This is a genomic window from Rugosimonospora africana (assembly GCF_016862975.1).
In the GTDB taxonomy this organism is placed as follows: domain Bacteria; phylum Actinomycetota; class Actinomycetes; order Mycobacteriales; family Micromonosporaceae; genus Rugosimonospora; species Rugosimonospora africana.
The window spans coordinates 159,437-171,318 of record NZ_BONZ01000021.1 but is presented as its reverse complement, the minus strand read 5'-3'; the positions used below and the strand labels follow the sequence as shown (position 1 = coordinate 171,318).

Annotated in this window: 9 protein-coding genes; 2 read left to right on the top strand and 7 right to left on the bottom strand. The window is 71.7% G+C overall.

Going from position 1 to position 11,882, the window contains the following annotated elements:
* Nucleotides 1-134: 134 nt before the first annotated feature.
* The gene (locus tag Raf01_RS11585) at nucleotides 135-1,118 is read left to right on the top strand and encodes a fructosamine kinase family protein (RefSeq protein WP_239133529.1); all 984 of its coding nucleotides are present in this window, start codon (nucleotides 135-137) and stop codon (nucleotides 1,116-1,118) included.
* Between the two features lie 46 nt (nucleotides 1,119-1,164).
* Here Raf01_RS11585 and Raf01_RS11580 read toward each other — a convergent pair whose 3' ends face one another.
* From Raf01_RS11580 to Raf01_RS11565, 4 genes are all read right to left on the bottom strand, one after another.
* Entirely contained in the window at nucleotides 1,165-2,214 is a 1,050-nt protein-coding gene (locus Raf01_RS11580) for a serine hydrolase (protein ID WP_203917799.1), read from the bottom strand.
* A 212-nt stretch (nucleotides 2,215-2,426) separates the two neighbouring features.
* A complete protein-coding gene (locus Raf01_RS11575) occupies nucleotides 2,427-3,215 on the bottom strand; it encodes a metallophosphoesterase (RefSeq protein WP_203917798.1) in 789 nt (262 codons plus the stop codon).
* Between the two features lie 129 nt (nucleotides 3,216-3,344).
* Nucleotides 3,345-5,024: a chloride channel protein gene (locus Raf01_RS11570; protein ID WP_203917797.1), complete on the bottom strand. Its 1,680-nt coding sequence runs from the start codon at nucleotides 5,022-5,024 to the stop codon at nucleotides 3,345-3,347.
* A 20-nt stretch (nucleotides 5,025-5,044) separates the two neighbouring features.
* Nucleotides 5,045-5,527, bottom strand: coding sequence for a MarR family winged helix-turn-helix transcriptional regulator (locus Raf01_RS11565; RefSeq protein ID WP_203917796.1), 483 nt, complete (start codon nucleotides 5,525-5,527; stop codon nucleotides 5,045-5,047).
* A gap of 106 nt (nucleotides 5,528-5,633) precedes the next feature.
* Here Raf01_RS11565 and Raf01_RS11560 point away from each other — a divergent pair, with 106 nt between their 5' ends.
* The gene (locus Raf01_RS11560) at nucleotides 5,634-6,227 is read left to right on the top strand and encodes a DUF4232 domain-containing protein (RefSeq protein WP_203917795.1); all 594 of its coding nucleotides are present in this window, start codon (nucleotides 5,634-5,636) and stop codon (nucleotides 6,225-6,227) included.
* Nucleotides 6,228-6,248: 21 nt separating this feature from the next.
* Here Raf01_RS11560 and Raf01_RS11555 read toward each other — a convergent pair whose 3' ends face one another.
* The 3 genes from Raf01_RS11555 to Raf01_RS11545 are packed head-to-tail and all read right to left on the bottom strand — an operon-like array spanning nucleotide 6,249 to nucleotide 11,874.
* Entirely contained in the window at nucleotides 6,249-9,518 is a 3,270-nt protein-coding gene (locus Raf01_RS11555) for a hypothetical protein (protein ID WP_203917794.1), read from the bottom strand.
* A 50-nt stretch (nucleotides 9,519-9,568) separates the two neighbouring features.
* Entirely contained in the window at nucleotides 9,569-11,053 is a 1,485-nt protein-coding gene (locus Raf01_RS11550; protein WP_203917793.1) for a lipopolysaccharide biosynthesis protein, read from the bottom strand.
* Nucleotides 11,050-11,874, bottom strand: a complete 825-nt coding sequence (locus tag Raf01_RS11545) for a sugar phosphate nucleotidyltransferase (protein ID WP_203917792.1) — start codon at nucleotides 11,872-11,874, stop codon at nucleotides 11,050-11,052. Before Raf01_RS11545 ends, Raf01_RS11550 begins: the two co-directional genes overlap by 4 nt.
* Between the last annotated feature and the right edge of the window lie 8 nt (nucleotides 11,875-11,882).

Genomic DNA, 11,882 nt, shown 5'->3' with positions numbered 1-11,882 from the left:
GCCCGGGCCGGCGGCGGCACCCCGTCGCCGGCCCGGACCGTCGTGACCGCGTGCCGGCGTCGTGACCGCGTGCCGGCGTCGTTAGCATGCCGGCGTCGTTACCGTGCTGGAGCAGGCGTCGTTAGCATGCCGGAGTGCGGGGGAATTCGGGCGCGGTCCACCCTCTCCTCGCCGCGCCGGTCGTGCGGGAGATCGAGCGGGTGGTCTCCGATCACCTCGGGCGACGCTGGACCGCCAGCAGCTTCACCGATCTGGACGACCGCGCGTCGCACCCGTGCGGCCTCCTGCGCGGCCAACCGTTCTCGGTGTTCGCCAAGCTGCACACCGAGGCGGACGGAGTCCGGCGCTGCGTGGCCGAACTGCGCGGCCTCGACCTGCTGCGCCGGTTGGCCGGCGTGACCACCCCGGAAGCGGTCGGCGCGGGTACGGTACCGGTCCCGGCCGGCACCGTCCTGCTGCTGGAGGCGGTACCCGAGACTCCGCCGGAGCGGCGTTCGGCCGGGGACTGGCGCGCGATCGGGCAGGCCCTGGCACGCCTGCACCGGGTCCACGACGAGCGCTTCGGCCTGACTCCCCGGCCATCGTCCCCGGAGCGCCCCTCGCCCGCCCCGGACGGTTACTTCGGCCCGCTTCCGCAGGACAACCGGCCGGTCGACGAGAACGGGTGGGCGGAGTTCTACGCGCGGCGCCGGCTGGAGCCGCTGCTGCGGTACGCGGTCGATGGCGGTCACCTCCCGCAGGCGTTGGCTCGCGGGGTGGAGCGGATCGTGGCACGGCTGCCCGAGGTGTGCGGCCCGGATCCGCGCCCGGCCCTGCTGCACGGCGACGCGCAGCAGAACAACATCCTGACCGGCCCGACCGGCCCGGTGCTGCTCGACCCGGCTCCGTACTTCGGGCACCCCGAGGTCGACCTGGCGTTCGTGGACCTTTTCCAACCCGTACCGGTCGATGTCTTCGACGGGTACCGGGAACTCGTCCCGATCGAACCTGGGTTCGCGCAACGGCGGGAGTTGTGGCGACTGGCCGGGTACCTCGCCGTCATGGCGGTCGACGGCGGCTCACCGTTCGGGCGTTCCTTCCTGCCCCGCGTCGCGGACACGGTCGCCCGCTACGGGTGAGCGGGCAGCCCATGGGTGTGGGCTGCCCGCTCAGCGAGACGAACGGTCAGCCGCCGTTGGTCATCGGGTGCCTCGGCGTCGCGTGGCGCGTCGCGGCGACAGGGGAGCTGAGGTTGTCCACCGCGGACAGCCACGCCCGGCCCATCGCGGCCCGGGCCTCCAGCGCCGGGTGCGTGGCACCGAAGTTGTCCGGGTCGGCCATCCCGGCCGCGAACATCGAGTAGGTCAGCACCGGCCTGCCGTCGGCGTCGAAGATGACGCCGGCCTCGTTGCGGGCGTCGTCGAACCACCCGGCCTTGGTGGCGACCCGGGCCCGCTCGTCCGAGGACATCTGCTGCCGGATCCCGTCGGTGAACGCGATCTGCGACCGGATCAGCGAGAACAGGAAGTCGGCCGAGGACGCCGAGATCACCGTACCGTTCAGCAGGCCGTGGAGCAGGTCGTGCATCTCGTGCGGCGTGGTCAGGCCCAGGTACATCCGGTGCGGGTTGCCCTCGACCGGCTCCACCTGCGTGTTCGGGAAGCCCTTCGCCACCAGGATCTCGTTGATCTCCGGCCCGGGGCAGACCAGCCCGCACAGCCGCACCGCGATGTCGTCGGAGACCGTGAGCATCGCCGCCATCACGTGGCCGAGCGTGATCGAGCTGGGGTACGCCTGGTCCAGGCAGAAGATGCCATCGCTGATTGGCTGGATGATCTGGTCCGTCACGTCCACCCGCTGGTCGAGGGTCAGCTCGCCACGGTCGATCTTGTCCAGCACCGCGGTGGCCACCGCGATCTTGTTGACGCTGTACGCCTCGACGACCGTGTCCTGGCGCTGCTGCACGGCCGGCATCAGGGTGCCGTCCGAACCGACGACCGTGATCTGCGCGTTCCACGTGCCGCCCGCGGCGGTGCTGCACGCCTTGTAGACGGCGGCCACGTAGTCACGCAGCTGCGCGGGCGTCAACGACGACGGTACCGGCGGCGGGGTGAGCGCCTTGGTCGCCGAGGACGCCGGGGCCGCGACGGCTGCCTTGCCGGCGGCCAGGACCGTGCCGGCCGCGACGGTGGTACCGAGGCCGAGGGCGGCCCGGCGGTTGAGTCGAGGGGTCATCCGTTCTCCCGTGAAATCGGTCGGATCGTCGACGTCTGTCGACTAGGCACGCATCGTCGCACATGCGTGGCAGTTCGCCGTGTTTGATGCGTCACTGGGCGGCCCTATGCTGCTTATCCTCGTTCGGTATGGTGTGGGCCCGATGGGAAGACGCCGTGAGGCCGCCCGAAGGTTGTCCGGCCGAGGAATACGTCACCGTCGATGTGGTGCTGTCAGGTCACGGTCCGGTAGTGAGTCGTCAGCCGCCGGTCGTCATGCAGTACGTGGAAGGCGAGCCCGGGCGGCAGCGCGCGGGCCGGCCAGTGGCTCTCGCCCGCCAGCATCACCGTCGACGCCACACCCGGCGCCACGAGTACCGGTACGCCGGCCAGCCGGCTGGCGGCCGGCGTGTGCGCGTGCCCGCACAGCATCGCCACCACGGACGGGTGCCGGGACAGCACCTCGACCAGGCGCTCCTCGCCGAACTGCCGGATCCTGTCCACCTCCGGTTGGCCGAGGTCGACCGGGGGATGGTGAAAGCACACGAACGCGGGGGCCGGGCCGGCCTCGGCCAGTACCGTGTCGAGCCAGGCCAGGGTCTCGTCGGCGAGCAGCCCGTCGACGCGCCCGGGGATCGTCGAGTCGCACAGCGCGAAGACCACATCCTCCGACCAGCCTGGCTCGGCGCGTCTGACGCCGCGCGACGACCCAGACCGGTCGCCAACCCAGTGCGCCCGATTCACCGGTCCGGGCGCGGCCGGCTCGTCCAGCAGCACCGTGCGGAACGGCTCCCGCGCGTCGTGGTTGCCGGGGCAGAACAGCACCGGTACGGGCAGCGCCAGCATCTCGCGTACCCGTTCGTACTCGGCCGGCCGGCCGTGGTCGGCGATGTCGCCGGTCACCACCACGACATCCGGTGGCTCCGGCATCGCCGCGAGGTGCCGGAGCACCAGGTCGAGCCGCTGTGCCGTGTGCTCACCGGCTCCGATGTGAATGTCGCTGAGATGCGCGATGACAGTCATGTCGGCCCCCGTCGTTAGGCTCACTTCGACGGTAGGGGGTGCCGGCTACCCGGCAGAAGTCCCGACGAGGGGAGTGCGCGCATGTGCTGCCCCGGCCGCCGTCTTCGCGGCCGGGGCGGCTACCCGGCCTCAGTCGGGCACGGTCAGGTTCCGGCGCGTCGGCCGGTGCCGGGTCGAGGACCGGTGCGGCCGGCGCCGCCGGTTGCGTTGCCCGGGCAGGTGGCGTTCGCGCCGGTGCTCCTCGGTGAGGTCGTGCAGCCGGGCGTGTAGCAGGTCGGCCACCGTGATGACGCCGAGCGGCCGGCCGCCGTCGGTCGCGTCGACGACCGGTGCGCGGGTCAGACCGTGCTCGGCGAACAGGTACGCGACCGTGCGGAGCGTGTCGTCGGCGCGCACGACCACACCGGTACCGTCCGCGACCCCGTCGAACGCCGGTGCCGGGGCCGGCCCCGGGCGGACGACCTCGCGGGCGAAGAAGCACTCCAGCGGGTCGACCGAGTACTCCCGGGTCAGGTGCAGTCCGCGCCGGGCGATCTTCTCGGTCAGGATCGACCGCTTGAGCAGCAGCGTGGACAGCGCGTAGGCGGCCGTGGCGGTGATCATCAGCGGCAGGACCGCAGCCCACGCGTGGGTCAGTTCGAGGGTGAACACGATGCCGGTCAGCGGAGAGCGCATCACTCCACCGACGACCGCGGCCAGCCCCATCATCGCCCAGAAGCCGGCGAACACCGGCGGGAACAGGTGGCCCTCCAGCGCCCCGAGCGCACTGCCGATCATGAAGACCGGCGCGAGTACGCCGCCGGAGGTGCCCGATCCCAGGGACAGTGACCAGATCGCAGTCTTCACGACGAGGATGCCGATCACGAGGGAGATCGCCGCTCTCCCGGTGAGCAGCTGATCGATGACGTCGTACCCGACGCCGAGGGCGCGCGGCTCGAACAGGCCGCCGATGCCGATGATCAGGCCGCCGATCGCGGGCCACCACATCCAGTGCACCGGCAACCGGGCGAACCCGTCCTCGGCGCGGTATACCAGCCAGGTCGCCGCGACCGCGAGCAGCCCGCCGGTCACCCCGGCGACCAGGCACAGAGCGTCGGCTGTCGCCGAGATGTGTGCGGAACCGACCGGCACCGGGAACACCGGTGCGGTACCCAGCAGGTACCCCCGCAGGACGGTCGCGGTCGCCACACACGTCGCGACGGGTACCAGGCTGCGTGGCCGCCACTCGAACAGCAGCAGTTCGACGGCGAGCAGGACGGCGGCCAGCGGGGAGTTGAACGTCGCGGCCATGCCGCCCGCGGCACCGGCCACGAGCAGGGTCTTGCGTTCGTCGGCGGTCAGCCGCAGCGCCTGGGCGAGCACCGAGCCGATCGCGCCGCCGGTCATGATGATCGGCCCCTCGGCACCGAACGGCCCACCGGTGCCGATGCTGACCGCGGCGGACACCGGTTTGAGGACGGCCACCCGCGGGGCGACCCTGCTGCCGTTGGTGAGGATCGCCTCGATCGCCTCGGGCATGCCGTGGCCGCGAATCTTCTCCGAGCCGAACCGGGCCATCAACCCGACGACCAGGCCGCCGGCGACCGGAGCGCCGAGCACCAGCCACCACGGGTGGTGGTGTTGGCCGGGCGCGGTCATCGCGGTGTCGACCCGCTGGTAGAAGACCAGGTTGGTGAGCAGCCCGATGAGCTTCAGCAGGCCCAGGGCGGCCAGGGCCGAGACGCCGCCGAGCGGCAGCGCGCACGCGGTGATGACGAGCGTCCGCGCGTTGACCGTGAAGTCGCCGAGCCGGGCGGGGCGGCGGGTCATCGATCCCGCCGTCCGGCCGCTCACAGCGGTACCGGCCCGTGCAGATCGCCGGCGTACTGCTCGCCGACCGCCTCGTGCAGGCGCAGCATGCCGGCGGCCAGCGCGGCGCGATCGTCCGGATCGAGCCGGCCGAGGATCCGGGCCAGCTCGGCCCTGCGCCAGTCCAACACCCGCTCGACCAGGCGCTTCCCGCTCGCGGTGAGGCCGAGCGTGACCATGCTGCGGTTGGCGGGGTTGTGACCCCGGACCACGTGGCCGGCCGCCTCCAGCCGGTCGGCCAGCCGGGTTATCGACGACGCGCCCAGGCCGAGTTCGGTGGCGACCCGGGAGGACGGGCACCAACCGATCTCGTGCAGCACCGTGAGCATCCGGAACTGTGGCAGCGACACCTTCCCGTCGAGCAGTTCCAGGCTGCGCAGAGCCACTCCGACCAGATCCCTCGTCGCCGTCTGGCACGCCGCTATCTCGGCGTCCGACGGCGTGACCGCCTTGCGACTTCCCATGGCCCAACTCTTGCATCCGACAACACTTGACTGAAGCAAATGTGAGGGATCTCGCGACCACGGGGGCCGGACCGCACGCGCGGCGGCGGTCGTGATGGCATGACGCATGACCGCTCGCCGGGCAGCCGCCGCTGCCGTCGCCACGATCGCCGCCCTCGCCGTACCGTCCTGCGGCTCGCGCCAGGACCCGGGGCCGCTACCGACGGCGGTACCGACGGCGGTCGCCAGCACCGCGACGCAGGCCGCGTGCCCCGACCCGGGCGTGGTCATCCGGATCGGGGACGTCGACGCGGCCATGGGGCTGCGGGCGTTGACCGTCTCGATGACCAACTGCGGTGATCGGCCGTATCAGGCCAACGGGTACCCGGCCGTGCGGGTCCTCGGCGACGACCACAAGCCGCTCGACGTCCGGGTCGCGCCTGGAACCTCGGACATCACTGTCGACCCCGCGCTGACCGCCGCCCCGCGACCGGTGACCCTGCAACCGGGCGGGACGGCGACCGCTGTGGTCATGTGGCGCAACCTGGTGACCGACTCGACCGTCGTGGCGACCACCGGCACGTACCTGGAGATCGCCCCGACCACCGGGGCGCCGGCGCAGACGGTGACCCCGAAGGGCGGCATCGACCTCGGCAACACCGGCAAGCTCGGGGTGGGCCCGTGGACGGCCGCGTCCCAGTCCGAGCCCGCCCAGTCGTAGGTGGCCCAGTCCTGAGCGTCGCTACGGAGTCGTCGCCTTCGACAGCGTGACGGTCTGCACCGGCGCCCCGCCCAGCTGCGTCACGTACAGCGGCTTGTCCGGGTCGTACCCGCGCCACTGCGGGCAGCTGCCGACCGGTACCGTCAGGTCCGTCCCCAACCGGCTCAGCGACCGCGCCGAGATGGTGCGGCTGTCCAGCCCCGGGGTGTCGCCGAGATGGATGTCGCTGTCCCCGACGGGCCGGTCCCCGGCCGAGAACCTCGCCAGGTCGTATCCGGTGAGGTCGGTGCCCGGCGGTACCTCGACCTGGCCGATGACCCGGTTCTGGGTGGAGTTCGAGTCGACCGCCCCCATGACCTTGTCCGAGGTCGGCAGGACCCGGCCGTTCGGCATCCGCAACGACGACACCGGATCAGGGTGCGATCCGATGAGCGGGTGGAGCGTGCCGTCGGCGCCGAGCATGAACACGGACGGCGCGGCACTCCCTTGCGGTAGCACCGCACCGTACTGGAAACCGCTCAGGTCCGACGCTGTCGAGTGCAGCGCCCGGGTGACGTCCGGGCGGTGCCGCGACGGGGTCAACGTGGCCATGACCTTCTGCCCGTTGGCGATGACGACGCTGGCCGCCGGCTGGCCCGTCGTCGGGTCCGCCGCCCACCCGCTGATGTCCACGACCTCCGAGGTACCGACCGGCCGCACCCGAAGCGTGGTCGAGCCCCGCACCGGCACCGACGGCAGGAAGGCCGCGCTCGTACCCCATGAGCAGCTTCGACCGGAGAACCACAGGTCTTTCGTCTCCGGTTGGCGGAGCAGCGTCGGCGCCGGCGGCAGCCCCTTCGCGACGAGGTCGCGGCGGACCATGATGAGGTTCCCGTCGGTGCGCATGACCGGTACCCAGTTGTCCAGGATGTAGTCGCTGACTTCGTAGTGCCGGACGTTGTTGTCGACGCCGTCCCACCTCGGCAGCCCCATTGACGTCGCGTCGAACACGACCACCGCCGGCCGGGCCTTCTTCAGGTCGTCGATGAGCAACTGTTGGGCGAACGGCGGAACCGCCATGCTCACGTGGATGAACGAGGTCGGGGGCTTCCGGTCCAACAGGTAGTAGACGTAGCCGAGGCTGTTCGTCATGTCGAAGACCGACCCGTCGCCGGCGTAGGTCCGCAGGGCGGAGTTCAGGTCGTCCACCATGGCGAGGTCGATGGCGTCCGGGGTCGCGTAGCCGAGTTCCGGGTAGCTCGACGTCTGCACGCCCAACAGCCGGTAATGACCCGCCAGCCCCTGCGCTACCTGCGGAAGCGGGTTCGAGAACGCGACCACCAGAGCGATGAGCAGCGCCCCGGCCAGGCGCGGGGAGGTCGTCGGCCGCTCGCCCATCTGCGCGGGGACCCAGCGGAAGACCCGGTCGAGCACCGGCAGCGCCCGCGCCGACAGCAGGACGAGCAGCGGTAGGCACGCGGTGAAGACCTGCCAGGAGTGGCTCTGGTCGAAGCGGCCCAGAAGCTTCTCCCCGTACAGGGCGGCGAACCCGGCGGCCGCGACGAGGGACCAGTCGCGGGCCTGCCAGTTCCCGCGGCGCCGGACCCGCGCCACGGTCATCCAGACGGTGATGAGTACCGCGACGATCCCCGCCCCGAAGTACGCGTAATCCCGGGTGCGCATCATGATGGGCGGTTGGGCGCCGGACGCGTCGTGCCCGGGTCCGAAGATGGTGTAGTAGTCGATGAATCCGCGCAGCGCGCCGATGAGGACGAGTACCAGCGCGAGCACCAGCGTGGCGACCACCCCGGTGCCCACGCACCACCGGGTGCGGCGCAGCACCCTCCAGAGGCCCTTCAGGCTGAGCAGGCGCACGCCGGGGTCGCGGTGCACGACATCCACGGCGACGACGCAGGCGAGCGCGGGCAAGGCGAAGAAACTCGTCTCTGGCACCAGAACGGCTTGGACGAACAGCACCAGGACCAGACCGACATACCACGCCCGGCTGTTGCGGCGGATCGCCTCGCCCAGCACGATCACAGCCAGCGGTACGGCCATGAACCGCGTCTCCGACGCCGGGAAGAACCCGCCCGCGGAGGCAATCGCGACGGCCGTCAGCAGCCAGGGATTCCCCTTCGAGGCCCATGCCGTGTAGAGGTAGAGGATGACGCGGCTCAGCGGCACGAGGAGCATGGCCTCGCCGGCGACCGACCCCCACATCGTGTTGCCGAACAACGACGTGCCCAGGCCGGCCCGGAAGACGTCGTAGTACGGGCCGTGGATCATCGTGATGTCCCGCCAGGGCACAGCCCCCTGACCCAGCAGCTTGGCCCCGAGGACTCCCTGGGAGTCGTCGAATCCCTGCAGGGTCTTGAGCGGGCCGGGCAGCACCGCGACGACGATGAACAGCGCCACCGAGCCGATGACCGTGATCAGAAGGGCGCGCTCGACGGCCGAGGCGGGTCGTCCCCGGTTGAGCTGGAACAGCGTCCAGCACAGCACCGCCCCGGCACCGAGGACGGCCAGCCACAGCGGCAACCACGGCCAGGTCTGCTCGTGTCCGCTCGTGGTGAACGCGACCGTGTGACGGGACACGAACCACACGCACAGCACGGCCGCGACCGCGCCACCGGCGCCGTTGGCCAGCGAGACCCCGTGCCAGAAGCTCGATTCCCCGCTCCGCCAGCGGATCCGTCCGGATGCGGCGAGCCGCGACCAGAGGGCGGCGCCGGCGAGTACGGCCAGGACGTAGAGGAGACCGCAGGCACCCGCGAACCAGTCGAGGCTTCCGTTGCGGGTACTGGTCGCGACGACCACCACGAGCATCGGCAGCGCGATCCGGGGGAGTACGCCGGCGGTGAACGCACCGGCCTCCCGTGCTGGATCCTCGCCTGAGGGCAGCCGGAGCCGATCTGTGGCGGAGGCGAGCACAGGCCCACGCGGCTCGTCGAGCGGTTCGAGTAGCCGGACCGGGCCGCTCCGCGCCGGCCGGGCGTCCCGGCGCAGCGGACCGCGCCAGGCGAGGAGCGCGTAGAACACCACGAACAGGGCCGGGAATCCGTAGATGACGAGCCGGTACTTCCAGAACGCCGGCATGTAGTCGAAGTCGTGGAACGTGGGGTAGCCGATGATGTCGATCGGCCCGGACAGCGTGCGCGGCACTCGTGACCAGATCAGGAGGCAGAGTGCCACCGACCCGGCCGCGGCCACGACAAACCGTGCGACCGGGAGCCAGCGCGCGCTCGCCCGGCGGGCACTCTCCTCGGGCAGGGTTGCCACGCTCGGGGGCTCCACCCGGCTGTCGGTACTCACGATCGCTCCCTCTTCACCTCAGACAACCCCTGGAACACCTCAGCCGTGCGTCACGCCGGTACGGCGGCGTCCGCCGTACCGGGGAGCCGGTCGCCGCTCGTGCCGGCCGGCTCGTCCCCGGCGCCCTGCTGTCCCTGGTGGGCCGGGCGCCAGCGCCACAGCGCGTACGCCAGCAGGGCGGCGAACGTCGCCGCGCTGGCCGCCGCGCCGATCAGCAGGCCCAACGTGGCCCGCAGGACAGCGTCGTGAGCGAACGCGGTGCCGAGCGCGAGGCCGGCGAGCCCGACGAGCCATCCCGCGGCGACCCGGCTGTGTTTGCCGACCGCGAGCAGGGCCTGGCCGAGCACGCTCGACGCCATGAACAGCCCGACCGAGACGCCCATCAGCAGGAACTCGCCCCAGGACAGCACGTAGTCGGATCCGAACAGCAGTTTCAGCGCCCACGGCCCGAGCACCGTGGTCCCGACGGTCGTGACGGCCGCGAACAGGCCCATCGCGGCGAGCACCTTCAGCAGCAGCGAGCGGAAGGCCGCCGCACGCCCGGCCGCGACGTGTTCGGCCATCCTCGGCAGCATGCTGGGCTGGACCGCGGTGAACATGAAGACCGGCAGCCGCACCACGACCAGGGCGGCGAGGAACGCGCCGGTACGGGCCTTGTCGGCGGTACCGGCGAAGTATTGAGCGATCACCGGTCCGGCGCCGATGAGCAGTTGTGCCGTGAGCGTACTGACCAGCAGCAGGGTCAGCGCGCCGGCCAGCGACCGGGCGGCGGGATCGCGCTCCGGGGTCTGCACGACGGCTCCCGGTGCGGTCACCGGCGCCGTCGGCGACTCCGGGGCAACCGACTCTAAGGCAACCGACTCCAAGGCACGCGAATCCGGGGCACGCGAGTCCGGGGCACGCGAGTCCGGGGCATGCGACGTCGGGGCTGGGCGCAGGCCGGCGACCGAGACCACCAGGGCGACCCAGGGGGCGATCCCGAACAGCCAGCCGTAGCCGGCGACGCCGCGTGATCCGACCAGCACCAGGACGCCGAGTCCGACCAGGCGGAACGTGCCCTCCACGGACAGCTGCAGGCCGTACCGGGCCAGCCGGCGGCTTCCGGACAGCGCACCGCGGGCCACGAAACACAGGGCGTACCCGGGCATCGCGACGCAGAAGGCGGCGAGCAACTGCAGGTGCCCGCCCAGCAGCCGGACGGCCGCGCCGTGCGCGCCGATCGCGACGGCGATGACGAGCACGCACAGCACGAGTCCGAACCGGGCGGCGCGGCGCAGCAGCGTGCCGTCGATGATCCGGGTCTCCCACTCGCGGCCGCGGCGGCGGGCCACCTCCTGCTCCAGCGGCTGGAACAGCCCGGTGGCCACGCTGGTCACCAGCGTGTAGAGCGCCGCCAGACCGCCGAACAGCGCGGCCCCGAGAATCCGGCCGGACAGGATGAGCGTGACGTACGCGGTCACCGCCTGGATGCCCAGGCCGATCACGACGTACCCGGCCCGGCCGAGCGGCGCCGGCAGCCGGTCGAGCAGTTTCACCGGCTGGCCTCGGTCATCGCGGTCTCAGTCATCGTGGCCTCGGCCATCGCGGGCCCGGGCATCGCCGGCTGGGAAATCGCCGGCTGGGGCATCGCCGGCTTGGGCATTTCGGCCCCGCCGTCGCGCAGGAAGCTCTCCAGGTCCTCGCGTCCCTGCACCGAGCCGATCTCGTAGAACCGCTCGAACACCTCGGCGCCCGCGAGCAGTCCCTCGTCGGCCAGGTCGGTCAGCACCGGGGCGAGGTCGTGAACCGTCCCGGGAGCGACCCGCTCGACGATCACGTCGCGGCGGAACGCCATGAGGCCGTAGTCGATCCACCGCATGGCGGCCGGCCGCTCCGCCAATCCCTTGGCGTAGCGGACGACGCGGCCACCCTCGAAGATGACGTTGCTGGTGTCCCACTGGCCCTCGTTGGAGTACACCGTCATCAGCGCGGGCTCGGGGCGCAGCCTCGCCTGTGCCAGTACCCAGGCCGGGTCGACCTGGAGCCACGAGTCGCCGTACAGGACGAGGAAGTCCTCGGCCAGCACGCCCTCGTCGTACGCCAGGCGTAGCGCGCCCGCCGTCCCGCGCAGCTGTTCGCCCTCGTCGACGTACGCCGCCGACAGTCCCCAGCGCGACCCGTCCCCGACGAACTCGCGGACGTCCTGTCCGAGGTACCCGACGCTGTACACGACCGAGTCGATCCCGGCACCGGACAGCCATTCCAGCTGCCACTGCGCGAACGGGCGCCCGCGTACCGGCAGGAGCGTCTTGGGCACGGTACGGGTCTCCGGCCACATCCGGCTGCCGATGCCCCCGGCGAGGATCACGCACTGCATGGTGGAAC

What these genes read in the sequence shown, in the direction of transcription:
- Raf01_RS11575 (WP_203917798.1), bottom strand. Translation starts at nt 3,215, where the DNA reads ATGACTGTCATCGCGCATCTCAGCGACATTCACATCGGAGCCGGTGAG.
- Raf01_RS11580 (WP_203917799.1), bottom strand. Translation starts at nt 2,214, where the DNA reads ATGACCCCTCGACTCAACCGCCGGGCCGCCCTCGGCCTCGGTACCACC.
- Raf01_RS11560 (WP_203917795.1), top strand. Translation starts at nt 5,634, where the DNA reads ATGACCGCTCGCCGGGCAGCCGCCGCTGCCGTCGCCACGATCGCCGCC.
- Raf01_RS11570 (WP_203917797.1), bottom strand. Translation starts at nt 5,024, where the DNA reads ATGACCCGCCGCCCCGCCCGGCTCGGCGACTTCACGGTCAACGCGCGG.
- Raf01_RS11565 (WP_203917796.1), bottom strand. Translation starts at nt 5,527, where the DNA reads ATGGGAAGTCGCAAGGCGGTCACGCCGTCGGACGCCGAGATAGCGGCG.
- Raf01_RS11545 (WP_203917792.1), bottom strand. Translation starts at nt 11,874, where the DNA reads ATGCAGTGCGTGATCCTCGCCGGGGGCATCGGCAGCCGGATGTGGCCG.